Source organism: Klebsiella sp. K4 (genome assembly GCF_014596785.2).
GTDB lineage: Bacteria > Pseudomonadota > Gammaproteobacteria > Enterobacterales > Enterobacteriaceae > Klebsiella > Klebsiella pneumoniae.
This window is the reverse complement of record NZ_CP115021.1, coordinates 3885400-3908189: the sequence shown is the minus strand read 5'-3', so window position 1 is coordinate 3908189 and position 22790 is coordinate 3885400. Positions and strand designations below refer to the sequence as shown.

Annotated in this window: 21 protein-coding genes; 12 read left to right on the top strand and 9 right to left on the bottom strand. The window is 62.8% G+C overall.

Annotation, left to right across the window (positions count from 1 at the left end; all coding sequences use genetic code 11):
* Positions 1 to 50 precede the first annotated feature (50 nt).
* Both IB144_RS19425 and IB144_RS19420 read right to left on the bottom strand, forming a co-directional pair.
* A complete protein-coding gene (locus tag IB144_RS19425; protein ID WP_004151678.1) occupies positions 51 to 770 on the bottom strand; it encodes a phosphodiester glycosidase family protein in 720 nt (239 codons plus the stop codon).
* Between the two features lie 47 nt (positions 771 to 817).
* Positions 818 to 1933: a YbdK family carboxylate-amine ligase gene (locus IB144_RS19420; protein WP_004176954.1), complete on the bottom strand. Its 1116-nt coding sequence runs from the start codon at positions 1931 to 1933 to the stop codon at positions 818 to 820.
* Between the two features lie 326 nt (positions 1934 to 2259).
* Between IB144_RS19420 and IB144_RS19415 the strand changes: the two genes are divergently transcribed.
* From IB144_RS19415 to IB144_RS19390, 6 genes are all read left to right on the top strand, one after another.
* Positions 2260 to 3927, top strand: a complete 1668-nt coding sequence (locus IB144_RS19415) for an ABC transporter substrate-binding protein (protein WP_065888890.1) — start codon at positions 2260 to 2262, stop codon at positions 3925 to 3927.
* Between the two features lie 18 nt (positions 3928 to 3945).
* Positions 3946 to 4899 (top strand): ABC transporter permease, encoded by a 954-nt coding sequence (locus tag IB144_RS19410; RefSeq protein ID WP_004178910.1) that lies wholly within the window; start codon positions 3946 to 3948, stop codon positions 4897 to 4899.
* Between the two features lie 2 nt (positions 4900 to 4901).
* Entirely contained in the window at positions 4902 to 5795 is an 894-nt protein-coding gene (locus tag IB144_RS19405) for an ABC transporter permease (protein ID WP_019704899.1), read from the top strand.
* 3 nt (positions 5796 to 5798) lie between these two features.
* Positions 5799 to 6836 (top strand): ABC transporter ATP-binding protein, encoded by a 1038-nt coding sequence (locus tag IB144_RS19400; RefSeq protein WP_004223507.1) that lies wholly within the window; start codon positions 5799 to 5801, stop codon positions 6834 to 6836.
* The gene (locus IB144_RS19395) at positions 6826 to 7836 is read left to right on the top strand and encodes an ABC transporter ATP-binding protein (RefSeq protein ID WP_023316317.1); all 1011 of its coding nucleotides are present in this window, start codon (positions 6826 to 6828) and stop codon (positions 7834 to 7836) included. The genes IB144_RS19400 and IB144_RS19395 overlap by 11 nt, the downstream gene beginning before the upstream one ends.
* A 97-nt stretch (positions 7837 to 7933) precedes the next feature.
* The gene (locus IB144_RS19390) at positions 7934 to 9202 is read left to right on the top strand and encodes a Zn-dependent hydrolase (protein ID WP_064114754.1); all 1269 of its coding nucleotides are present in this window, start codon (positions 7934 to 7936) and stop codon (positions 9200 to 9202) included.
* Positions 9203 to 9305: 103 nt separating this feature from the next.
* Here the strand turns inward: IB144_RS19390 and IB144_RS19385 are convergent, their stop codons facing one another.
* Positions 9306 to 10214, bottom strand: a complete 909-nt coding sequence (locus tag IB144_RS19385) for a DMT family transporter (RefSeq protein WP_064114759.1) — start codon at positions 10212 to 10214, stop codon at positions 9306 to 9308.
* 124 nt (positions 10215 to 10338) lie between these two features.
* Between IB144_RS19385 and IB144_RS19380 the strand changes: the two genes are divergently transcribed.
* A complete protein-coding gene (locus IB144_RS19380) occupies positions 10339 to 11673 on the top strand; it encodes a PLP-dependent aminotransferase family protein (protein WP_046654602.1) in 1335 nt (444 codons plus the stop codon).
* Here the strand turns inward: IB144_RS19380 and IB144_RS19375 are convergent.
* The gene (locus tag IB144_RS19375) at positions 11670 to 13133 is read right to left on the bottom strand and encodes a PLP-dependent aminotransferase family protein (protein WP_117057020.1); all 1464 of its coding nucleotides are present in this window, start codon (positions 13131 to 13133) and stop codon (positions 11670 to 11672) included. The two genes, IB144_RS19380 and IB144_RS19375, sit on opposite strands and share 4 nt — an antisense overlap.
* A 241-nt stretch (positions 13134 to 13374) precedes the next feature.
* Here IB144_RS19375 and IB144_RS19370 point away from each other — a divergent pair, with 241 nt between their 5' ends.
* Genes IB144_RS19370 through IB144_RS19355 form a run of 4 tightly spaced genes read left to right on the top strand, consistent with a single transcriptional unit; the run spans position 13375 to position 16349 of the window.
* On the top strand, positions 13375 to 14226 hold the full coding sequence (locus tag IB144_RS19370; protein ID WP_004178926.1) for a transporter substrate-binding domain-containing protein: 852 nt from the start codon (positions 13375 to 13377) through the stop codon (positions 14224 to 14226).
* 47 nt (positions 14227 to 14273) lie between these two features.
* Positions 14274 to 14915: an amino acid ABC transporter permease gene (locus IB144_RS19365; protein ID WP_002893187.1), complete on the top strand. Its 642-nt coding sequence runs from the start codon at positions 14274 to 14276 to the stop codon at positions 14913 to 14915.
* A gap of 14 nt (positions 14916 to 14929) precedes the next feature.
* Positions 14930 to 15595, top strand: coding sequence for an ABC transporter permease subunit (locus IB144_RS19360; RefSeq protein ID WP_002893189.1), 666 nt, complete (start codon positions 14930 to 14932; stop codon positions 15593 to 15595).
* Complete coding sequence (locus tag IB144_RS19355; RefSeq protein ID WP_004151676.1) at positions 15588 to 16349, top strand: amino acid ABC transporter ATP-binding protein; 762 nt, start codon at positions 15588 to 15590, stop codon at positions 16347 to 16349. Before IB144_RS19360 ends, IB144_RS19355 begins: the two co-directional genes overlap by 8 nt.
* 53 nt (positions 16350 to 16402) lie before the next feature.
* Here the strand turns inward: IB144_RS19355 and IB144_RS19350 are convergent, their stop codons facing one another.
* Positions 16403 to 17167: an SDR family NAD(P)-dependent oxidoreductase gene (locus tag IB144_RS19350; RefSeq protein WP_004176941.1), complete on the bottom strand. Its 765-nt coding sequence runs from the start codon at positions 17165 to 17167 to the stop codon at positions 16403 to 16405.
* 180 nt (positions 17168 to 17347) lie between these two features.
* Between IB144_RS19350 and IB144_RS19345 the strand changes: the two genes are divergently transcribed.
* The gene (locus IB144_RS19345) at positions 17348 to 18685 is read left to right on the top strand and encodes an aspartate aminotransferase family protein (RefSeq protein WP_048337574.1); all 1338 of its coding nucleotides are present in this window, start codon (positions 17348 to 17350) and stop codon (positions 18683 to 18685) included.
* A 657-nt stretch (positions 18686 to 19342) separates the two neighbouring features.
* Here the strand turns inward: IB144_RS19345 and IB144_RS19340 are convergent.
* The 4 genes from IB144_RS19340 to IB144_RS19325 are packed head-to-tail and all read right to left on the bottom strand — an operon-like array spanning position 19343 to position 22718.
* On the bottom strand, positions 19343 to 20047 hold the full coding sequence (locus IB144_RS19340; RefSeq protein ID WP_004178936.1) for an ABC transporter ATP-binding protein: 705 nt from the start codon (positions 20045 to 20047) through the stop codon (positions 19343 to 19345).
* A complete protein-coding gene (locus IB144_RS19335; RefSeq protein ID WP_021313381.1) occupies positions 20034 to 20870 on the bottom strand; it encodes an ABC transporter ATP-binding protein in 837 nt (278 codons plus the stop codon). Before IB144_RS19335 ends, IB144_RS19340 begins: the two co-directional genes overlap by 14 nt.
* The gene (locus tag IB144_RS19330) at positions 20863 to 21696 is read right to left on the bottom strand and encodes an ABC transporter permease (protein ID WP_004142505.1); all 834 of its coding nucleotides are present in this window, start codon (positions 21694 to 21696) and stop codon (positions 20863 to 20865) included. The genes IB144_RS19335 and IB144_RS19330 overlap by 8 nt, the downstream gene beginning before the upstream one ends.
* Positions 21696 to 22718 (bottom strand): ABC transporter permease, encoded by a 1023-nt coding sequence (locus tag IB144_RS19325; RefSeq protein WP_040215871.1) that lies wholly within the window; start codon positions 22716 to 22718, stop codon positions 21696 to 21698. The genes IB144_RS19330 and IB144_RS19325 overlap by 1 nt, the downstream gene beginning before the upstream one ends.
* Positions 22719 to 22790: the final 72 nt, after the last annotated feature.

Here is a 22790-nt window from a genome sequence, read left to right as displayed (position 1 = left end):
GTTAATTTATTCACTCTCGTGGCTGGAATGGCCGCCCCCAAACGCGCCCGCTATTTCCTCTCCACCGTTATCATGGTCACGAACGGATGATACTGCCACGGCACGCTGCCGCCTTTGCGGTACATCTTCGACAGGGTGCCGTCGAGATAAAGCATCTGCCGCACGCCAAGCTTTGACTGCGCATAGCAGGCAAAATCGTAAAAGTTGGTCTCGCGATCGCTGAGCATAAACACCACCCGGCCCTGCTTATCGATACCAACCCCGTTGCGCAGCTTGCGCGAACTGGCGGAGGGCTTCAGTCGCCAGTTGATGGCGCCATTCTCAATCAGCATCGGGCCGGACTGCACCGCATAGCGGATGGCGGGAGAGGGTTTGTACGCCGGCAGCGGCACGATTTTCGCCCGGCCGTTTTCCACCAGGAATACGCCGCCGGGGCGGATAAAGAAGTTCCCGCCGCCGGCGGAGCGGTTGACCGGCGTCAGCCGTTTGCCGTCTTCGATATACAGCCCCAGCGGCGCGTAGGCCTTATCGTAAATGCCGCCGTTCATCGCCATCTGCACCCGGCCGTCGCCATCGATACCCGCCAGCAGCGAACGCAGGGAACCCCAGGCTTTGCCGTGCCGATCCTGCCAGTACATCGCAATGCGCTCTTTCTGCGCATCCACCCGATAGCTCTGCAGGGTCAGCGTCGGGTCGGTGAGGGTACAGGCGGCGCTGGCGACGGCGGCCAGGGGCAGCAGCGCCAGAGGGAGCAGGCAACGTAATAACATGGGCAGTCCTTTCTATAGTCTGCGCCGAGTATACCCGCCTCGCTGCCTTATGCCGCCCAAATCTCACAGTGTTTTTGCACCAGCCCGGAAAGCGAACCGCCGTTGGCGATAAAGTCGCGCATCTGCTGCGCCTCGCTGTGCGGCGATTTCGCCTGGCGAACCACCGCCTCCAGCGCTGCCGTCGCCTTCAGCTGATGGGCGAAAGGGGCCAGCCGGTCGGCGAGCTGCAGGATCTCCTGGCGGATGCTGCGCTGCTCTCCGCTGCGCACGTCGGTGAGGGTCCCGTCCAGCCCGTAGCGGCAGGCCTGATAGCGGTTAAAGGGGTACAGCAGATAATCATCAGGCTGGTGCTTAAAAGGACGCTCCGTCAACAGCCAGCAGGCCAGGGTCTGAATAAAGCCGGCGATGTGGATCGCCTGGGCAAGGGTCAGGGGGGTGTCCATCACCCGCACCTCGACGGTACCAAACTGCGGGCTGGGGCGAATATCCCAGTGCAGATCCTTCATGCTATCGATCATGCTGGTGTAGCTCAGCTGGCGGAACAGGCGACGAAACCCCTGCCAGTCGGCCACCCACGGCATCGGACCGTTGTCGGGATAGGAGGAGAAGCGGTTGAGGCGCGAACAGGCGAAGCGGCTGTCGGTGCTGTCGAACCACGGCGAGGCGGCGTTAAGGGCGATGAAGTGCGGTACAAAGCGCGACAGGCCATGCAGCAGATAGATGGCGTCGTCGCCGCTCTGGCAGCCGACGTGCACATGCTGGCCAAAGACCGTCGCCTGCTGCGCCAGATAGCCAAAATGCTCGACGGTTTTGACATAGCGCGGGTTATCGCTGATTTGCTGGCGCTGCCAGGCATGAAAGGGGTGCGAACCGCCGCCGCAGATCTGCAGATGATGGCGCAGCGCCGCGCGCTGGACCGCCTGCTGGATGGCGCTGAGCTGGATTTGCGCATGGCTGATGTCGCGGCACACCCCGGTGGCGATCTCCAGCATGCTCTCGGTGATGTCGTGTTTGGCTTCTCCCACGGTCAGCTCATGCTGGACGTCGGCAATCAGCGTCGAGGCATCCTGGCTGAGATCGTAACCCGGCGGGTTCACCACCTGCAGCTCCAGTTCGATACCGAGGGTAAAAGGATCGGAGCGGTGAAAATCGGCTAAAGGCATAGTCTCTCCCGGTCGATGTGTTCCCTGAAGTATAGAAGGGATTGATCCCGACGGAGAATACGCGGCGGCGGTGGACGGGGGATGAATAAAAAGTGACGCAGCGTGATTATTTGAAATTTACCATATAGCGGCTGGTGCAATTCTGCAACATATTTCCCGCTGGCGGTGCGGCGGAATAAGATGCAATTATTTTCCCATAATTATCATGGTGATAATATAAGTCATTCTTATTTTACCGGTCGGTTTTGGCCTATTTTCGTCCGCGTAAGAGCTGGTACGCATTTTGCCTGTTAATCCGTGACATTTTATTTAACAGGGATCATGTGATGCACAAAACGAGATTATTTTCGCGTGCCGGTCGTCTCGCCGTGGCGGTGAGCGGCGCACTGGCCCTGGCGGGCGCCGCCTTACCTGCCAACGCCTCCACGCTGCGGATCGCCATGACCGCCGCGGATATTCCATTAACCCTTGGCCAGCCGGATCAAGGCTATGAGGGCAACCGCTTTACCGGCATCCCGCTGTACGACGCGCTGGTGGAGTGGGATCTGTCGCAAGGTGAAAAGCCCAGCGGTCTGGTGCCGGGGCTGGCGACCGAGTGGCACATCGATCCGCAGAACACCAGCCGCTGGATTTTCACCCTGCGTCCGGGGGTGAAGTTTCATGATGGGACGGAGGTGAACGCCGACGCCATCGTCTGGAACGTGGATAAGGTGCTGAATAAAGCGGCGCCGCAGTACGCCCCGGGTCAGATCGGCAACACCCTGTCGCGCATGCCGACCCTCACCGGCGCAGAGAAAATTGACGACCACACCGTGGCGCTGACCACCTCGGAACCGGATGCGCTGCTGCCGTACAACATCACCAACCTGTTTATCGTCTCGCCGACGGCGTGGCAGAAGCAGTATGACGCGGTGCCGGCCAACGTGAGAGATAGCGCCGCGCGCAGCAAACAGGCGTGGACCGCCTTCGCCGCCCACGCGGTGGGTAGCGGCCCGTTCAAACTGGAGAAGCTGGTGCCGCGTCAGCAGCTGATCCTCGATAAAAACCCCGACTACTGGAACAAAGATCGCATTCCCCGGGTGGATAAAGTGGTGCTGATCCCCTTGCCGGAGGCCAACGCCCGTACCGCGGCGCTGTTGTCGAAGCAGGTGGACTGGATTGAAGCCCCGGCGCCGGACGCCATCGATCAGATCAAGTCTCAGGGTTTTCACCTCTACGCCAACACCCAGCCGCATCTGTGGCCCTGGCAGTTCTCCTTTGAAAAAGGATCGCCGTGGCAGGACATCCGCGTGCGCAAAGCGGCCAACTTGTGTCTGAACCGTGCTGAGCTGAAGAGCTACCTCGGTGGCTACATGACCGAGGCCACTGGGGTCTACGAGGCTGACAGCCCGTGGCATGGCAAACCCACCTTCCAGATAAAATATGACCCGGACGCCGCCCGCCAGCTAATGACCGAGGCCGGATACAATGCCAGCAAACCGCTGCACGTCACGGTGGCTACCTCGGCCTCCGGCTCCGGGCAGATGCAGCCCTTGCCGATGAACGAGTATATCCAGCAGAGCCTGAAGAGCTGCTTCTTCAATGTGGATATCAAAGTGGTGGAATGGAACACCCTGTTTACCAACTGGCGCCTGGGCGCCCGGGACCCCTCGGCGAAAGGGATCGATGCGATCAACGTCAGCGCCGCGGTTAACGATCCTTACTTTGGCCTGATCCGCTTCTCGACGGCCAAAGCGTTTCCGCCGGTGGCGACCAACTGGGGTTACTTTTCCACGCCGGAGACGGAGAAGCTGGCCGCCGCCGTCAAGCACGCCTTTACCCCGGCGGAGATGAACAAAGCGGCCGGTGAGTTGCACGCCGCGCTGGTGGATCAGGTGCCATTCCTGTTTGTCGCCCACGACGTCGGGCCGCGTGCGATTTCCCCTGCGGTGACCGGGGTGGTGCAACCGCAGAGCTGGTTTATCGACCTCAGCCTGGTGAGCAAAAAAGAGTAATCGCGAAAGGGGCGACCGATGATCAATACGCTGCTATACCGCATTCTGCTGGCTATCCCCACCATGCTGGGGGTGGCGGTGATCTGTTTCATGCTGGTGCAGATCGCCCCGGGCGACCCGCTGGTGTCGGTGATGCCGCCGGACGCCTCGGAGGCGCTGCGTCAGACATTAATGCAGGCTTACGGCTTTGATAAGCCGCTGCCCCTGCAGTTTATCCACTGGCTGTGGCGGGCGCTGCACGGCGACCTTGGTATGTCGGTCGCCACCGGCCGCCCGGTGATAGACGAAGTGATGACCGCGGTGGCTTACTCTCTGCGCCTGGCGCTGCTGGCGACGGCGATCGGTTTTGTCCTCGGCAGCCTGTTCGGCTTTGTCGCCGGCTATTTTCGCAACAGCGTCATTGACCGTCTGGCCTCGGTATTGTCGGTGTTTGGCGTCAGCGTGCCGCACTACTGGCTGGGGATGCTGCTGGTGATCCTCTGCAGCGTCAAGTTCGCGCTGCTGCCGGCCACCGGCGGCGGGCCGATAGGCGAGGTGGGCTGGCAATGGGACTGGGCGCACCTGCAGTTCATGCTGCTGCCGGCCCTCACCCTGTCGGTGATCCCGACCGGGATTATCGCCCGCACCGTGCGCTCGCAGGTGGCCGATATCCTCAGCCAGGAGTTTATCGTTGGCCTGCGCGCCCGCGGGCTCAACGAGTCGCGCATCTTTGTCCATGTCATGAAAAATGCCGCGCCCACCGCGCTGGCGGTGATGGGGCTGCAGGTGGGCTATCTGATGGGCGGCTCGATCCTTGTGGAGACCGTTTTCTCCTGGCCGGGAACCGGATTGCTGCTCAATACCGCCATTTTTCAGCGCGACCTGCCCCTGCTGCAGGGCACCATCTGGGTGCTGGCGCTGTTTTTCGTGCTGCTCAACCTGCTGGTGGATATTTTGCAGACCACCCTCGACCCGCGTATTAAGAGGAGCTGACCATGGTGGATACGGCAACGACGAAAGCGGTCCCGGCCGCAGCGGCCCACGCTACCCGGCAAGGTTACTGGCGCGGCGTGCTGCGCCGCCTACTGCGCGACCCCGGCGGGGTGGTGGTGGGCGTGGTGATCCTCTTGCTGCTGGCCCTGGCGCTGCTCGGTCCGTGGCTTATCGTCAAAGATCCCTATCAAACGTCGATGTTCCTGCGCCTGAAACCCATCGGCAGCGATGGCTTCCTGCTGGGCTCGGATGAGCTGGGACGCGACATGCTGTCGCGGCTGATCCTTGGCACCCGACTGTCGCTGTTTATGGGAATTGTCCCGGTGGTGTTCGCCTTTTTTATCGGCGGGGCCATCGGGATTATCGCCGGCTATACGGGCGGCAAAACCAATACCGTGATTATGCGCACCGTGGATGTGTTCTATGCCTTTCCCTCCGTCCTGCTGGCGATTGCGCTGTCGGGAGCGCTGGGGGCGGGCATCGGCAATGCGCTGCTGTCGCTGACCCTCGTGTTTGTTCCGCAGGTGGCGCGGATTGCCGAGAGCGTGACCGCCCAGGTGCGACATATGGACTATATCGACGCCGCCCGGGCCACTGGCGCCAGCGCGTTGACCATTATCCGCGTCCAGGTGTTGGGCAACGTGCTCGGGCCGATCTTCGTCTTCTCCACCGGGCTGATTTCGGTGTGCATGATCCTCGCCTCCGGCCTGTCGTTTCTCGGCCTCGGCGTGCGGCCGCCGGAGCCCGAGTGGGGGCTGATGCTCAATACGCTGCGCACGGCAATCTATACCCAGCCGTGGGTGGCCGCCCTGCCGGGCCTGATGATTTTTATCACCTCCATTTCGTTCAATATCCTCGCGGACCGCCTGCGTGCGGCAATGGCGATTAAGGAGTAAGCGATGCAACCCTTTATCAATATCGACCTTGGCGGGCCGGCGCAGCCGCTGCTGAAGGTCAATCACCTGCTGAAGTACTTTCGCGGCGGCAAAGGCCGGGAGGTGGTGCAGGCGGTGGACGATATCAGCTTCACGGTGATGAAAGGCGAAACCCTGGGGGTGGTCGGCGAGTCGGGCTGCGGCAAATCGACCACCGCCCGGCTGCTGATGCAGTTGCTCACCCAGGACAGCGGCGAACTGATCTTCGACGGACAGGGGGTCGGCTCGTCACGTCTGCCGCTGAAAGCCTACCGTCGCCAGGTGCAGATGGTTTTCCAGGATAGCTATGCTTCGCTCAATCCGCGCCTGACCATGGAGGAGAGCATCGCCTTCGGCCAGCGCGTCCACGGCGTCAGCGCCAGAGAGGCCAGCGAATATGCCCGCTATCTGCTGGCGCACGTTGGCCTTGAGCCGGCGCGCTTTGCCGACCGCTACCCGCATGCGCTCTCCGGCGGCCAGCGGCAGCGGGTGAATATCGCCCGCGCGCTGGCGATGAAGCCGCGGCTGGTGATCCTCGATGAGGCTGTGTCGGCGCTGGATAAATCGGTGGAAGCCCAGGTGCTGCAGCTGCTGCAGGAGCTTAAACGGACTCTCGAGCTGACCTACGTGTTCATCAGCCACGATCTACACGTGGTTCGCTGGCTGTCGGATCGGATCCTCGTCATGTACCTTGGCGAAGTGGTGGAGATTGGCCCGGCGGAGCAGCTGTTTACCGCCTCCGCCCACCCCTATACCCGGGCGCTGTTAAGCTCGATGCCCTCCATGGACCCGGAAAACCGCACCCTGACCTCGCCGCTAAGCGGCGATCCCCCCAGCCCCATCGCGCCGCCGAGCGGCTGCCGCTTTCACACCCGCTGCCCGCATGCGAAGGCGGTCTGCGCCGAGGTGAAACCGCGGCTGGAGGCGGTCGGGGAGGGGCACCAGAGCGCCTGCCTGATGGCGCAGCCGGCCTCGCCCTGGCATCAAAGCATCCCCCTTAAGGAGGTCAGCCATGTCGGATAACGCCTTTGTCCATGTGCGCGACCTGCGGGTCGTCTTTCGCCGCGACGGGCAGACCATCAACGCGGTCAATGGAGTCTCCTTTGACGTACAAAAGGGGGAGGTGATGGCGCTGATTGGCGAGTCGGGTTCTGGCAAGAGCGTGACCCTGCGGGCGCTGATGCGCCTGCACCCGCCAGGGAGCAGTGAGCTCTCCGGCACCCTGCAGGTGGGGGATGACGAGGTGCTGACGATGAGCGCCAGCCAGCTGCGGCGCTATCGCGGCGGACGCTGCGCGATGATTTTTCAGGAGCCGCTGCTGGCCTTCGATCCGGTCTACACCGTCGGGCAGCAGATTATTGAAGGGTTGCGCCGCCACGAAGGGCTGTCGCGCCAGGCGGCCCGGGACAGGGCGCTGGAGGCCCTGAGCCAGGTGCGCATTCCCAGCCCCGAGCGGCGGCTGGATGCTTACCCGCACGAGATGTCCGGCGGAATGCGCCAGCGGGCGATGATCGCCCTTGCGCTCTCCTGTAACCCGCAGCTGCTGCTGGCGGATGAGCCGACCACCGCCCTCGACGCCACGGTGCAAATCCAGATCCTGATCCTGCTGCGCGAGCAGCAAAAGCAGCGCGGGCTGTCGATCGTGTTTGTGACCCACGATATCGGCGCCGCGGTGGAGATCGCCGACCGGGTGGCGGTGATGTACGCCGGGCGGATCGTCGAGGAAGCGTCGATGAGCGAGATCCTGCGCCACCCGCGCCATCCTTATACCCAGGTGCTGCTGGGCAGTCGGCCGAAAGAGGGGCTTAAGAAAGGTGATGCCCTGCACTGCATTCCCGGCGCGCCGCCGGATCTGGCGCGCTTGCCGCCCGGCTGCGCCTTTGCCGAGCGCTGCCCGCACCGTCGCCCGGTCTGTGAGCAGAGTCTGCCGCCGACGGAATCCGTCGCGGAGCGCCACGCGGTGAGTTGCCACCGCTGGCGCGAGCTGGCGATTGACGCTAACGCCCAGGCCCTGGCCGTCTGATCGGCGGCAAAAAACCATACAGGATGAAGACCAGGCGTTGATAGCGCATTCCCACCGCCGGTTACGCTGGCGGCGACCTTGATGTCAGGAGACTACCATGAGCAGTGATGTACTTTTTACCCCCGCGACCGACACCACCGGCTGGCGCATCAATGGCGACCGCCTGTGGGCGTCGTTAATGGATCTCGCGCAGATCGGCGCCACGCCGAAGGGCGGCTGCCGCCGTCTGACCCTCACCGACCTCGACCGCCAGGGGCGGGACAAGGTAATAGGCTGGGCGCGGGAGGCCGGGATGAGCGTCACCATCGATAAAATAGGCAATGTATTTATGCGCCGGGAAGGCCGCAACCCCGGCCTGCCGCCCATCGTCTCCGGCAGCCATATCGACACTCAGCCCACCGGCGGCAAATTTGACGGCAACTACGGCGTGCTGGCGGCGCTGGAGGTGGTGCGCACGCTCAACGATCTGCAGATTGCCACCGAGGCGCCGATTGAGGTGGTGTTCTGGACCAACGAAGAGGGGTCGCGCTTTGTGCCGGTGATGATGGGCTCCGGGGTCTTTGCCGGCGTCTTCCCGCTGGAGGAGACCTGGGCCGTCACGGATAAAGAGGGCATCAGCGTCGGCGAGGCGCTGGCGCAGATCGGCTATATTGGCGAGCAGACCCCGGGGGACCATCCCGTCGGCGCCTATTTTGAGGCGCACATTGAGCAGGGGCCGATTCTCGAAGATGAAGCGAAAACCATCGGTATCGTGCAGGGCGTGCTGGGGATCCGCTGGTACGACTGCGTGGTCACCGGCCAGGCCTCGCACGCCGGACCCACGCCGATGCGCCTGCGTCAGGATGCCCTGCAGGTGGCGACCCGCATTATGCAGGAAGTGGTGGCCATTGCCGGGCGCAGCGAAGAGGGACGCGGCACCGTCGGCAGCGCGCAGGTGTGGCCCAACAGCCGCAACGTGGTGCCAGGGGAGGTCACCTTCTCCATTGATATGCGCAATCTCAGCGATGCGCTGGTGGACGAGATGGATCGCCAGCTGCGGGCGTTTATCGCGGAGGTTGAGCGGGAGAGCGGTCTGCAGGTGGCCCTGAAGCAGGTAAGCCACTATCCGGCGGCGCCGTTCGATGCTGAATGCCAGCAGGCCATTGCCGATGCCGCGCAGCGGCTGGGCTATCCGGCGCGGCCGATCGTCTCCGGCGCCGGGCATGACGCAGTGTATATGAGCTACCTGGCGCCCACCGGGATGATTTTTATCCCCTGCAAGGACGGGATCAGCCATAACGAAATTGAGTATGCCTCGCCGGAGCACGTCGCCGCCGGGGCCAACGTGCTGCTGCAGGTGATGCTTCAGTACGCGCGGCCGGTGTAGACGGTCGTCCTCCCCGGCGGCGCGTCCTCCAGCCGTTTATCATGCTGTCACCCGGGTAAGGCGGTTACACCGACGCGACCCGGGACGGCGGATGACGGGGCGGTCAATCACGGCTCCCGCTCCCTGCGCCAACCCGCTGGCGGGCAAATTTGCGCGAGCCCACCACGCACAGCACCACGCCCAGCGTGACCGCCAGCATCAAAGGGCTGACGGTTTCGTGCAACAGCGCCGCCGACAGGCCAAGTCCGAAGAACGGCTGTAATAGCTGGAGCTGGCCGACGGCGGCGATCCCGCCCGCGGCCAGCCCTTTGTACCAAAAGATGAAACCGATCAGCATGCTGAACAGCGACACATAGCCGAGCGCCGCCCAGGAGGAGGCCGAGATGGCATGCCAGGACGCGGGCTGAACCAGCAGCGAGGCGGGGAGCATCAACGGCAGGGCAATCACCAGCGCCCAGCAGATCACCTGCCAACCGCCGAGCTCCCGCGTCAGCTTCGCCCCTTCCGCATAGCCGAGGCCGCAGACGATAACCGCCGCCAGCATCAGCAGATCGCCGCTGAGTGAGGCCGCCGCATTTTGCGTCAGGGCGAATCCCACCACCAGCAGGCTGCCCAGCAGCGAAAAGATCCAGAAAGCCCGCCGCGGGCGTTCGCCGCCGCGCAGTACGCCAAAGAGGGCGGTCATCAGCGGCAGCAGGCCAATAAACACAATCGAATGCGCCGAGGTGATGCGCTGCAGGGCCAGCGCCGTGAGTAGCGGAAAGCCGAGCACCACCCCGGATGAGACGATGATCAGGGACACAAGCTGCGCCAGGCGCGGGCGTTTCTGGCGAAAGCCCACCAGCAGCGCGATGGCAAGCAGCCCGGCGATAGAGGCGCGCAGAAAGGTCAATAACAACGGATCCATATCCTGCACCGCCAGCCGCGTCGCGGGCAGCGAACCGCTGAAAATGATCACCCCCAGTAAACCATGAAGCCATCCGGACCAGGGGCCGGGCGCCGATTTATCCAGTGTTGAATCTACCACGTTAACCTCGCGTTATCTGATTGGGCTGCGCCCGCTTGAGCATCGTCAGCGGCGATGGTAATGTGGCCAATCTAATACAATCAAATTATTGTCATAGATACATTTCGCGATGAAAGCCCGATATAAAGCCGTTGTCGATCGATATGCGCAGGCGATCCGCAGCGGGCAGCTGCCCGCAGGCAGCCGTCTGCCGACGCACCGTACCCTTGCCGCCGGGGAGCGCATCTCGCTGGCCACCGCCACGCGCGTCTACCGTGAACTGGAAGAGATGGGGCTGGTCAGCGGCGAAACCGGCCGCGGCACCTTCGTGCGCGACCTCTCGCTGCCGCCGGGGCACGGGGTCGATCAGCAGGTGGTCGCCGCCGATGTCGTGGATCTCAATTTCAACTACCCTTCGCTGCCGGAGCAGGGCGATGCGCTGCGCGAGGCGCTCAGGCAGCTGGCGATGGCGGGCGATATTGACTCGCATCTGCGCTATCAGCCTCACGCCGGGCGGCTCGCCGAGCGGGACATTATCGCCCGCCATTTGACCTGCCAGCACTTTGCGCCGGACGCGGAAAATGTCCTGATCGTCAACGGCGCACAGCACGGGCTGGCGGTGACCGTCATGGGGCTGTTACGTCCGGGGGATGTGGTGGCGGTGGATGCGCTGACCTATTCTGGCTTCAAAGTTCTGGCGGCACTGTATCATCTGGAGCTGGCGGCGATCCCCTGTCGGCCGGAGGGACCGGACCTGCGGGCGCTGCAGACGCTGTGCCAGCAGCGGCGGGTGCGGGCGGTGTATACCATGCCGACGCTGCACAATCCGCTGGGCTGGGTGCTTAACACCGGGCAGCGACAGGCGCTGGCCGATCTCGCGCGCCAGCACGATCTGCTGATTATTGAAGATGCCGCCTACGCCCGGCTGGTGAGCCATCCGCCGCCGCCGGTGGTCAGCTATGCGCCGGAAAGAACGGTGTATGTCACCGGATTTTCAAAAAATATCGCCACCGGACTGCGCGTGGGGGTGGTGATTTCTCCGCCGCGCTATCGCCCGGAGATTGAGCGCGCCATCCGGGCCACGACGTGGAATACGCCGACGCTGATAAGTTCGCTGATCTGCGCCTGGATTGAAGATGGCACGGTGGCGCGCTTTGAAACGCAGAAACGCCAGGATGCGCGACAGCGGCAGCAGGTGGCCCGCGAGCTACTTTGCGGGCTTCCCGTCGTCAGTCATCCCGATTCGTACTTCGTCTGGCTGCCTCTGGGTGAAGAGAGCCGGGCCGATCGGCTGGCGAATGCGCTGATGGAACGCCGCATTTCGGTATCGACCGCCGAGCCGTTCTGCGTCTCCGCCACGATCCCGCAGGCGCTGCGCATTGCGCTCGGATCGGTGCCTTTCGACAGCCTGCGCCCGGCGCTGCTCAGCGTGCGCGACGCCGTTGAGTATGAACAATACCGCTAACCCATCTGCTCCAGCTGGCCGCGCAGGACCTCCACCCCCTGGGCGATGGCGTCAGGGTTAATGGCGTGGAATCCCATGCGAAAATAGTTATCCGGCGGCGCGGCGTTAAGAAAATGGCGCGCCCCGGGCTCAATCAGCACGCCGGCGTGGGCGGCGCGCCAGGTGAGCTGCTGGGTGTTGATCTGCGCCGGGGTCTGCAGCCAGAAGGCGTTAGCATGTTCGCTCCCCGCCAGCGCGCGACACGACGGCAGATAGCGCTGCAGGGCGGCGTGCAGACGCTCCCAGCGCTGGGCGGAGTCATAGTGGTAGCGCCGCAGATGGGTTTCATAATGGCCCTGGGCAAGGAAGTGGGCCATCTGGTACTGAATGTTGGTCGGCGGATGGCGATAGACCAGCCGGCGCAGGGCGCGCGCCTCGTCAATCAGGTCCGGGTCGGCGACCATAAACCCCAACCGCAGCCCCGGTGACAGCGCTTTTGACAGGCTGCTGACATACACCACCCGGCCGCTGCGATCGCTGGCTTTCAGCGCCGGCAGCGGGTTGAGGGTAAAGTTACTCTCCGAGTCATAATCATCTTCAATAATGACCGCGTCATGGCGGGCGGCATGCTCCAGCAGCTGGCGACGCCGCGCACTGCTCATGGTCACCCCGGTGGGCACCTGATGGCCTGGAGTGACATAGTAGTAATCGCAGGGACGCTCATTAAGCACGATCCCCTCTTCATCCACCGGGTGCGGCACCACCTCGGCGTCGGCGAGCAGAAAGGTGTTGATGGCTTCGCGGAAGCAGGGGTTTTCGACGCCAATGCGGGTGGTGGAAGAGAGCAGCAGTCGGGTCAGCAGGTAGAGCGCATTTTGCGAACCAAGGGTGATGAGAATTTCATCCGGCGCGGCGACAATGCCGCGCTTGGGCAGCACCCGGGTGCGGATCTGCTCGATCAGCATCGGCACATCCTGGTCAATATGGTCGATGACCCACGCCGGGTCGCGCACCCCGCCGTGCAGCCAGTTCGCCGCCGAGCGCCAGGTGGCCAGCGGGAACTGCCGGGTATCGGGCTGGCCGTAGATAAACGGGTAGCGGTAGTGCATCCAGCCCGCCGGTTTGAGGATCGACTCCTGCTGGCTGGGGGTCATCTGCAGCCGGTCGCCCCAGCGTGGTGCAGCCGCTTCGCGCTGCGGTGCACTCTCGACGGCGGCAGGCGAAGCTTCATGATAGTCGGGATGCAGGTAGTAACCGCTGCGTGGGCGGCTAATCAGGTAGCCCTCGTTGACCAGACTTTCGAACACCAGCGCGGTGGTGTTGCGCGAGACGCGAAGCTGGCTGGCCAGTTGGCGACAGGAGGGCAGCGGGGTGTCGGCGGCGAAGATCCCGCTGAGAATGGCATTCACCAGCGTCTCTCGCACCTGTTCCTGCAAACCGCGGCCAGGCTGAAAATTAACGTGTAACAGGTGACGGATCATACGGGGCTCCTCTGGCAATAACGCATTGCGACCACCCGTTACACTCAGCAAATTCCATACCACCCTGCCGCCATCTGACACAGCGATGCGGCCCATCTGGCTCTATACGGAATTGAAAAACGCTCCCACATTAAAAACGTATTCAGCCGCCGTGGACCGGAACGTCCCCGGCCACTATTTTGCAGAAACCTTTTCGCGTTCTGGAATGAACCCGTCTGGCCAATCCATCAGGGGTGAAATAATGAAAAAATCATTGGCATCAATGTGTCTGAGCGCTGTATTAACGGTCGCTTTTTCTTATCACGCCGTCGCGGCCGATCTTCCGGAAATAGAAAAATCCGGCACCCTTAAAGTGGCGACGGAAGATGATTATGCGCCATTTAACTTTATGAATAATGGCCAGGCCGATGGCTTTAACAAAGATATGCTTGAGGAATTACGTAAGTACGCCAAATTCCATGTCGACCAGAGCATATTACCGTGGACCGGATTATTAGCGGCTGTCTCCACCGGGCAATACGATATGGCCTTAACCGGGGCGGTTATTACCGATGAGCGGCTGAAGGTCTTTGATTTCACCCCACCGTGGGCCTCCGCGCAGCACTATTTCGTCAAACGCGCTGGCGATACCTCGCTAAATACCATTGCCGATCTCAGCGGCAAAAAAGTGGGGTTACAGGCCGGGAGCGCGCTGCTGGCGCGTTTGCCGGAGCTGAAGGCGATGCTGGAGAAGACCGGCGGCAAGCTGGGACCGGTGGTGGAGTATCCCTCCTATCCGGAAGCCTACGCCGACCTGGCGAATAAGCGACTGGATTACGTGATTAACGTCGTCATCTCGGTAAACGACCTGGCGAAAGCCAAACCGAAGGTCTTCGCCAAAGGGCTGGCCGTCTCCGGACCGGGGTATATGGCGTGGCCGATCCCGAAAAACTCGCCGCAGCTGCTGGCCTATATGACCAGGTTTATGAACCACATGAAGGAGACCGGCAAGCTCGCCGAGCTGCAGAAAAAATGGTTCGGCGAAACCTATGACAACCTGCCGACCGAGGCGATCACCAGCCCGGAACAGTTTCACAAACTCGCCGGACTGTAATATTCCGCGGCGGGTAACCGCCGCCTGTTGCTGAGAAGGAGGGCCTCATGGATGCAATTTCCTGGCAGTTATTAATCGAAGGCGCATGGACGACCCTCTGGATTTCGGCCATCGCTATCGCCTTCGGGGTGGTGGCGGGCCTGCTGATCGCCCTGGTACGGATGCTGCGCCTGCCGGTGATCGACCAGCTGCTGGTGGTCTATATCAGTCTGGCCCGCGCGACGCCGCTGGTGACGCTGGTGCTATTTCTGTTCCTTTCCCTGCCCACGATGGGCATTAACCTCGACAAGAACGTGGCCGCCATCGTGGCGCTGACGCTTAACACGTCGGCGTTTAACGCTGAGATCTGGCGCAATGCCTTCCGCACCTTTCCGCGCGAACAGCGGGAGGCGGCGGAGTCGGTGGGGATGCGCCGCTGGACCTACTTCCGCTACATCATGCTGCCGCAGATGTGGATCGAGAGCCTGCCGGCGCTGGTCAATGAGATGTCCTTTTTGATCAAAGGTAGCCCGGCGATCGCCGTGATTGGCGTGGTGGATCTCACCCGGGTCACCAACCGTATCTCCTCGGTCACCTACGAGCCGCTGTCGCCGATCCTCGCCGCCGGCCTGCTGTATGTGGCGATCATCGGCTGTTTGTTGAAGCTGCAGGGTATCGCGGAACGTAAAGCCAGGCGTCTGGCGCGCTAGGAACGGGAGGCATTATGAATCAGTGGGGCGTTATCTGGTCGGTTCGCGATAGCTTTATTGCCGGGTTATTCGCGACCCTCGAACTGTTTATTACCGCCGCCCTGGCGGCGCTGATTATCGGTATTGCGCTGTGTTATTTTAGCGAATATCAAAAGAAAGTGATTAACCGGATTATTATTGGTTTCGTCAGCCTGATGCGCGCGATCCCTTTTTTGATCCTCGCTTATCTTCTGTATTACGGACTGCCGCAGCTCGGTATTAGCATGGAGCCGTGGACCGCCGGTTTACTGGCCCTGATTATTTATCATGGCGCCTATTTCTTTGAAATATTGCGCAGCCAGCGGCGGGTATTTTCCGGCGGATATATTGAAGCGGCGATTGCTCAGGGCTTTTCTCGCTATGCCATTTTTCGGCGGATTATTTTACCCAATATCGTCTCTTCCGCCTTACCGCTGATCGGCAATCAGCTGATTATTTGCCTGAAGGACACCGCTTTCCTGAGCATTATTACCGTTCAGGAGATCACCGCCGCCGCCAACAGCGTCCAGGCGACCTATTTTATTCCGTTTAACGCCTTTATCGTCGCCATTGGGCTTTACTGGGCGATCAGCATTCTGCTGGAGCTGCTGATTAAGCGCCTGACCGCCTGGGGAGCAAAAAGAGGAATGAGCCATGCCTGAGTCTATTGCCGTAAGCGTCAAAAACGTCTCCAAACAGTTCGATAATGTGGAAGTCCTGCGGGATATTAACCTGACGGTGGAGAAGGGGACCGTGGTGAGTATTCTCGGCTCGTCCGGGTCGGGAAAATCCACCCTGCTGCGCTGTATGAACTGGCTGGAACAGCCGGACCGCGGTGAAATTCATATCGGCGGTCAGCGGCTGGGGATTGATGAACAGCGCGGCCGGGCGATGTCGCACCGCCAGCTGGCCAAAATCCGCGAGCGGGTGGGGATGGTCTTCCAGAGTTTTAACCTGTGGCCGCACCTGACCGTGCAGCAGAACGTCAGCGAGGCGCTGCTGCGCGTTAAGGGCATGAAACGAGACGAGGCGAAGGCCATGGCCATGCAGCAGCTGGAGAAAGTCGGCATGGCGCACAAAGCCGATGTCTACCCGATCACTCTCTCCGGCGGACAGAAGCAGCGGGTGGCGATCGCCCGTTCGCTGGCGATGTCGCCGGAAGTTATTCTCTTCGATGAACCGACGTCGGCGCTGGATCCGGAGCTGGTTAATGAGGTGTTGGGGGTAATGAAAGCCCTTGCTGCCGAGGGCTACACCATGGTGGTGGTGACCCACGAGATGGATTTTGCCCGCCAGGTGTCCAACGAGGTGGTGTTTCTGGAGAAGGGGCTGCTGATTGAGAAGGCGCCGCCGGAGAAGTTCTTCACTCAGCCTGACTCCGAACGCGTCAGGCAGTTTCTGCAAAGCAGCCGTTAGTCCGGCCTGCATTCCCTGCCGGCAGCGCCGGCAGGGGATGCGTCGGGTTTCGCTTAATCCCGGTCGATAGCGAACGGCTGCCACGCCTGACGCACCGGCATCACCTCCACCCGGTTAATGTTCATATGCGCCGGCAGCGTGGCGATATAAAACATCTGCTCGGCGATATCGCGCGCGCTCAGCGGCGTGGTGCCGCGATAGAGCTTATCCGATGCCGCCTGGTCGCCTTTGGTTCGCACCAGGGTAAATTCGGTCTCGGCAATCCCCGGCGCCAGATCGGTGACCCGCACGCCGGTGCCAAGCAGATCGCAGCGCAGGTTATAGCTGAACTGCTTCACAAACGCCTTGCTGGCGCCATACACATGGCTGCCGGGATAGGGCCACTGTCCGGCGATCGAGCCGATATTGATAATACTCGCCCCGGCGCCATGGCGGATCAGCGTCGGCAGCAGGGCGTGAGTGACTGTCACCAGACCGGTGACGTTGGTGTCGATCATCGTTTTCCAGTCCTCCAGCGCCACCTCCTGCGCCGGCAGCGGCGACAGCGCCAGCCCGGCGTTGTTGATCAGGGTGGTGATATCGGCGAAATCGGCGGGCAGCGACGCCACGGCGGCAGCCACCGCCTCGCTGTCACGAACGTCAAGCTCAATAATATGCACCGGCACCCTGGCGGCGAGTCTGTCCTGCAAGGCCTTCAGTCGCGGATAGCGGCGCCCGCTCAGCACCAGCGACCAGCCCGCGTCGGCAAACACCTGCGCTGCCGCTTCGCCAAAACCCGAGGTCGCCCCGGTGATAAACACTACGTTGCTCGTTGCCATCTCATTCTCCTGTGCGGTTGTCCCTTCACTATAAAAACGCCGGACGACAAGGCACAGGGCCAGACGACGGGCGGGGATGTGACACCGTGTCACATCGTTATGCGCGCACTGGCTCTATCCGATTTGCGCGGCCAAGGCCAATGATGAAGCCAACCACTACGACATGAGAGAGGGCAGGGTATGAAGCTGGCAATTCACAACGAGGTCGCGGTAAGCAATGACGAAGTTCGGCAATTAGATCGCGCCTATGTGTTTCATTCATGGTCGATGCAGGGCAATCTCAACCCGCTGGTCATCGCCGGGGCGCAAGGCTGCGAGCTATGGGATTATGAGGGGAACACCTGGCTCGATTTCAGCAGCCAGCTGGTGAACGTCAACATTGGCTATCAGCACCCTCGGGTACTGGCGGCCATGAAGGCGCAGCTGGAGACCCTGGTCACCATCGCGCCCGCCACCGCCAACCTTGCCCGCGGCGAAGCGGCGAAGCGCATCGTCGACCTGGCGCCGGCGGGCTTCAGTAAGGTGTTCTTCACTAACGCCGGGGCGGATGCCAATGAGAACGCGATTCGTATGGCGCGGCTCTATACCGGGCGCGACAAGGTGCTGTCGGCCTATCGTTCCTATCATGGCAATACCGGCAGCGCGATCGCCGCTACCGGCGACTGGCGCCGGGTGCCGAATGAGTTCTCCCGCGGCCACGTTCACTTCTTCAACCCCTACCTTTACCGCAGCGAGTTCAACGCCGCGACTGAGGAAGAGGAGTGCCAGCGCGCGCTGGCGCATCTGCGGCGGATCATTGAATGCGAGGGGCCGACGGCCATCGCGGCGATCCTGCTGGAGTCCATCCCCGGCACCGCCGGGATCCTCGTGCCGCCGGCAGGCTATATGCAGGGCGTGCGCGCCCTGGCCGACGAGTTTGGCATCGTGCTGATCCTCGATGAGGTGATGGCCGGCTTTGGCCGCACCGGCAGCTGGTTCGCCTTCGAGCAGGATGGCGTGGTGCCGGATCTGGTGACCTTTGCCAAGGGGGTTAACGCCGGCTACGTGCCGGCGGGCGGGGTGCTGATTAGCGAGCCGATTGCCCGCTATTTTGACGACCACTTCTTTGCCGGGGGGCTGACCTACTCCGGCCATCCGCTGGCGATGGCGGCGATTGTCGCCACCATTGACGCGATGAAAGAGGAGAAGGTGGTTGAGAACGCGGCCTCTATCGGCAACGAGGTGCTGCGCCCCGGTCTCGAGGCGCTGGCGGAGAAGCACGCCATTATCGGCGAGGTGCGCGGTCGCGGCCTGTTCCAGGCGCTGGAGCTGGTGAGCAGCCGTGAACAAAAAACGCCGCTGACCGCCGCCGACATGGCTGCGATCAAAGGGGCCCTGACCGAAGCCGGGCTGTTGGCCTTTGTGGTGGAGAACCGCATTCACGTGGTGCCGCCGTGCACCATTACTGCTGAGCAGGTGGCGCAAGGGCTGGCGATTTTTGATGCGGCCTTTGCTCGCTTTGCCAGCCTGGCGAAGTAGGGGAGGGGGCCGGATACTGTTGCCCGGCGGCGCGCTTGCACGGGCCTACGGGGTGTGAGCCTGTGAATGGATCCTGTAGGCCGGGTAAGGCGCAGCCGCCACCCGGCGAAATAACGTCACAACTGAATATTTCCCTGTTCGCGCTGCGTCTGGCAGGGCTACAGCTTCTGTGTTAATTCCGGGCAGATTGCGCTCCCAATATTTCTTCTGCGTTATGTCATTCATGGCGCAGGGAGCGCACAGGGGGCGGCCAGTCGCCGCCGCCCCCTGTACCCCCGGGCTCCGGCCAGCAACATCGCCGCTGCGCGGTGCCTTCGACTTTTCCCTGCAGGCTTCGGGTCGGGCCGAGGCAGCGTCCGTGCAAAACACGGCCCTCAGCCCGCATCCATGCGGGCTGCCCCGGCCTTCCGGGAACGTCTCAGCGATGTTGAGGCCGCCAGCCCCGGCAGTTTCAGCAGCCCCAGCGCCAGTTGTGATTTGGGGCTGTAGGCCGGGTAAGGCGCAGCCGCCACCCGGCGAAATCAAGGATACCGTGCCTGATATCTTGCCCGGCGGCGCTGCGCTTGCACGGGCCTACGGGGTGTGAGCCTGTGAGTGGATCCTGTAGGTCGGGTAAGCGAAGCGCCACCCGACAAAACAACCGCACATCCGCTGGCCTCACCTCATCCGGTGCTCTCCGTTGACCAACGCTTCGCGATCGAAAAAGCGCTGGATCACGCCCTCCGCCATAAACGCCGCCCGATCGGACATATGGGCGATGACGTCGGCATCATGGCTGACCAGCAGATAGGTCATGCCGTGCTCCTGTTTCAGACGATTAAGTAGATTAAGGATTTCCGCCTGTACCGACATATCCAGCGCCGAGGTCGGCTCATCCAGCAGCAGGATCTGCGGGCGCAGCAGCAGGGCGCGGGCAATGGCCACGCGCTGCCGTTGGCCGCCGGAGAGCTGATGCGGATAGCGGCGCACGGCGTCGGCGGCCAGACCCACCTGCTCAAGGGCGGTGGTTACTCGCGGGGCAACGTCGCGGATGCCGTGGATCTGCAGCGGCTCCGCCAGGGTGCGCCACAGGGTATGGTTGGGATGTAGCGAGGCGTACGGATCCTGAAACACCATCTGCACGTTGCGCCGCAGATCGCCCTGAAAGCGGGCGCCCGGCATAATGGCCTGGCCGAGCAGATCCACGCTGCCGCGCCATTCACGCTGCAATCCGGCCAGCACGCGCAAAATCGTCGATTTGCCGCAGCCCGAGGCGCCGATCAGGCTGAAAGTTTCCCCGGCGTCGACACGGAAACTGGCGGCGGAGACCGCCGTCTTCGCGCCGAATGTAACCTGTAAATCCTGAAGATTAACGATCGCCATGGGCTGTCTCCGTAAAGTCCTGGGTTCTGTCGAGGGTCGGCAGCATCTGGCCGTAGGTGTGCGCATTTGGCCGGCAGGTCCACAGGGTGCGGGTGTAAGGGTGCGTCGCGCTCGGCAGCGCCCGCGCCGGCATCTCGTCGACCTGTCTCCCCTGGTACATCACCAGCACGCGATCGCAATGCGCGGCTACCAGCGGTAGATCGTGGCTGATCAGTAACATGGCCATCTGCCGCTGCGCGCTCTGCTCCACCAGCAGCTCGAGGATCTGGTTGCGCAGGCGGGCGTCGAGGGCCGAGGTCGGCTCGTCGGCTATCAGCACCTTCGGGTTATTGAGCAGCGCGAGGGCGATCATCACCCGCTGTCCCATCCCGCCGGAGAGTTCGCCGGGATAGCGGCTGAGGACCGGCAGATCCAGACCGACGGCGGCGATGGCGTCTTTGACCGCCTCGGCGCGCGCGCGGCGGCTCAGACGCTGATGCAGGGTTAACGCCTCCTCCAGCTGCGTCTGAATGGACTGCACCGGATTCAGCGCATAGCGCGGGTCCTGCAGCACCATGGCGATATCGTTGCCGCGCAGCGCGCGCCAGCCGCGGGCGCTGAGGGTCAGCACATCGCGCCCCAGCACCTCCAGCCGTTCAGCGCTCACCACCCCGGGCTTGCGCACCAGGCCCATCAGCGCCCGGGCGGTCATCGATTTGCCGGAGCCGGATTCGCCCACCAGCGCCAGCCGCTCGTTGCCGAGGGTGAAGCTGACGTTGTCCACCACCCGGGCGGTGGGATAGTCGACGGCGAGTCCCTGGACGGTCAGTCGGATGTCAGTCATGTTGCGGCTCCAGAATATCGCGTAGGCCATCGCCCAGCAGGTTAAACGCCAGGCTGGCGAGCAGGATCGCCGCGCCGGGGATGGCGGCGATCCACCATTGGTCGAAAATCACCTGCATCCCGTCGGCAATCATCGCTCCCCACTCCGCCATCGGCGGGCGGGCGCCCAGGCCGAGAAAACCGAGCCCGGCGGCGGCGAGGATAATGCCCGCCAGATCGAGCGCCAGCCGGACAATCGCCGACGGCAGACACAGCGGCAGAATATGGCCGACCAGCAGCCGCCCGCCGCGAATGCCCAGCATTTCCGCCGCGGCGAGGTAGTCGCTATGGCGCAGGCGCTGAATTTCGCTGCGCGCCTGACGGGCGTAGGCCGGCCAGGTGGTCAGGGCTAACGCCAGCGCGCCGTTGACCAGCCCCGGGCCGAGCATCGCCACGAACGCGAAGGCGAGGATCAGGCGTGGCATCGACATCACCACGTCGGTAAAGCGCATCAGTATCCGCTCCAGCCACCCGCCATAGTAGCCGGAGAGGATACCCACCAGCAGACCGACGGGCAGGGTAATGGCGGTCACCAGCGCCACCAGACCCAGCGCCGGGCGGGCGCCGTAGAGCAAGCGCGACAGCAGGTCGCGGCCGTAGCTGTCGGTGCCGAGCCAGTGTCCCGCCCCGGGCCCCTGCAGACGAGCGGCGGCATCCTGCCAGTTGGGATCGTGCGGCGCCAGCCACGGGGCGAACAGCGCGGTCAGCACCAGCAGGATCACCAGGGTCAGGCCGCTGAAGGCGGCGGGTGAGCGGCGCAGACGGCGTAAAAACAGATAAGTCGGCATCAGCGCACCCTCGGATCGGTTAACCGTACCAGCAGGTCGGTCAGGTTATTGATCAGCACAAAACTCACGCCGATCAGCAGCGTACCGCCCATGATCGCCGTGGTATCCCCAGTGAACAGCGCCGTGGTGAGGTAGCGGCCGATCCCCGGCCACGAGAAGACGGTTTCGGTGAGCACCGCCCCTTCGAGCATGGAGGTCCAGGCGAGAGCGGTCACCGTCAGCAGAGTGCCGCGGATATTGGGCAGGACGTGGCGCAGCAGAATCGTCATCTCTCCGGCCCCTTTGGCCCGCGCCAGCAGAATGTACTCTTTGTTCATCTCGCTCAGACAGGCGGAGCGGGTCAGGCGGGTGATGCTCGCCAGCGAGTAATAGGCCAGCACCAGCACCGGCAGCGCCAGATGGCCGATCGCATTTTTAAACGCCGCGGTATCGCCGGAGAGCCAGGTGTCGATCAGCGCAAAACCGCTGCGTGGCTCGACGGTGTACTGATAAATATCGTCGAGGCGACCCGGGCCCGGCGCCCACTGCAGCCGGGCGTAGAACAGGGCCAGCATCAGCAGGCCGAGCCAGAATATCGGCACCGAGTTGCCCAACAGGGTAAAGGTGCGAACCGCCAGATCCCACGGCGAACCGGCGTAACGCGCGCACAGCACCCCGGCGACGATGCCCAGTACCGCGCCGACGATCAGCGCCAGGGTCGCCAGCTCAAGGGTCGCCGGGAAGACCGCCAGCAGATCGTGGAGCACCGGCTGGCCGGTGGCGCTGGCGATGCCAAGATCGCCATGGGCCAGGTTGACCAGGTAGTGCCAGAACTGCACCGGCAGCGGCTGGTCGAGACCCAGCTGATGGCTAACCTGGTCATAGGTCGACTGGCTGGCATGGTCGCCGACGATCTGCAGTACGCGGTCGACGGGCGACAGCGCGGAGAGCGAGAAGGTGACCAGCAACAGCCCGAACAGCGTGAGCAGCAGCGTAAACAGCCCCTGCAGCAGGCGGGTAAGGTGAGTGGAGAACGATGGCATGGAAAATGGAAATTCCTGGTATATCAGCATTGTACCCGGCGGCGCGATGCCGACCGGGCCCGGGTGAGGAGT

What these genes read in the sequence shown, in the direction of transcription:
- IB144_RS19425 (WP_004151678.1), bottom strand. Translation starts at nt 770, where the DNA reads ATGTTATTACGTTGCCTGCTCCCTCTGGCGCTGCTGCCCCTGGCCGCC.
- IB144_RS19360 (WP_002893189.1), top strand. Translation starts at nt 14,930, where the DNA reads ATGAATCAGTGGGGCGTTATCTGGTCGGTTCGCGATAGCTTTATTGCC.
- IB144_RS19350 (WP_004176941.1), bottom strand. Translation starts at nt 17,167, where the DNA reads ATGGCAACGAGCAACGTAGTGTTTATCACCGGGGCGACCTCGGGTTTT.
- IB144_RS19405 (WP_019704899.1), top strand. Translation starts at nt 4,902, where the DNA reads ATGGTGGATACGGCAACGACGAAAGCGGTCCCGGCCGCAGCGGCCCAC.
- IB144_RS19340 (WP_004178936.1), bottom strand. Translation starts at nt 20,047, where the DNA reads ATGGCGATCGTTAATCTTCAGGATTTACAGGTTACATTCGGCGCGAAG.
- IB144_RS19410 (WP_004178910.1), top strand. Translation starts at nt 3,946, where the DNA reads ATGATCAATACGCTGCTATACCGCATTCTGCTGGCTATCCCCACCATG.
- IB144_RS19345 (WP_048337574.1), top strand. Translation starts at nt 17,348, where the DNA reads ATGAAGCTGGCAATTCACAACGAGGTCGCGGTAAGCAATGACGAAGTT.
- IB144_RS19420 (WP_004176954.1), bottom strand. Translation starts at nt 1,933, where the DNA reads ATGCCTTTAGCCGATTTTCACCGCTCCGATCCTTTTACCCTCGGTATC.
- IB144_RS19375 (WP_117057020.1), bottom strand. Translation starts at nt 13,133, where the DNA reads ATGATCCGTCACCTGTTACACGTTAATTTTCAGCCTGGCCGCGGTTTG.
- IB144_RS19390 (WP_064114754.1), top strand. Translation starts at nt 7,934, where the DNA reads ATGAGCAGTGATGTACTTTTTACCCCCGCGACCGACACCACCGGCTGG.
- IB144_RS19335 (WP_021313381.1), bottom strand. Translation starts at nt 20,870, where the DNA reads ATGACTGACATCCGACTGACCGTCCAGGGACTCGCCGTCGACTATCCC.
- IB144_RS19365 (WP_002893187.1), top strand. Translation starts at nt 14,274, where the DNA reads ATGGATGCAATTTCCTGGCAGTTATTAATCGAAGGCGCATGGACGACC.
- IB144_RS19330 (WP_004142505.1), bottom strand. Translation starts at nt 21,696, where the DNA reads ATGCCGACTTATCTGTTTTTACGCCGTCTGCGCCGCTCACCCGCCGCC.
- IB144_RS19415 (WP_065888890.1), top strand. Translation starts at nt 2,260, where the DNA reads ATGCACAAAACGAGATTATTTTCGCGTGCCGGTCGTCTCGCCGTGGCG.
- IB144_RS19370 (WP_004178926.1), top strand. Translation starts at nt 13,375, where the DNA reads ATGAAAAAATCATTGGCATCAATGTGTCTGAGCGCTGTATTAACGGTC.
- IB144_RS19395 (WP_023316317.1), top strand. Translation starts at nt 6,826, where the DNA reads ATGTCGGATAACGCCTTTGTCCATGTGCGCGACCTGCGGGTCGTCTTT.
- IB144_RS19400 (WP_004223507.1), top strand. Translation starts at nt 5,799, where the DNA reads ATGCAACCCTTTATCAATATCGACCTTGGCGGGCCGGCGCAGCCGCTG.
- IB144_RS19325 (WP_040215871.1), bottom strand. Translation starts at nt 22,718, where the DNA reads ATGCCATCGTTCTCCACTCACCTTACCCGCCTGCTGCAGGGGCTGTTT.
- IB144_RS19355 (WP_004151676.1), top strand. Translation starts at nt 15,588, where the DNA reads ATGCCTGAGTCTATTGCCGTAAGCGTCAAAAACGTCTCCAAACAGTTC.
- IB144_RS19380 (WP_046654602.1), top strand. Translation starts at nt 10,339, where the DNA reads ATGAAAGCCCGATATAAAGCCGTTGTCGATCGATATGCGCAGGCGATC.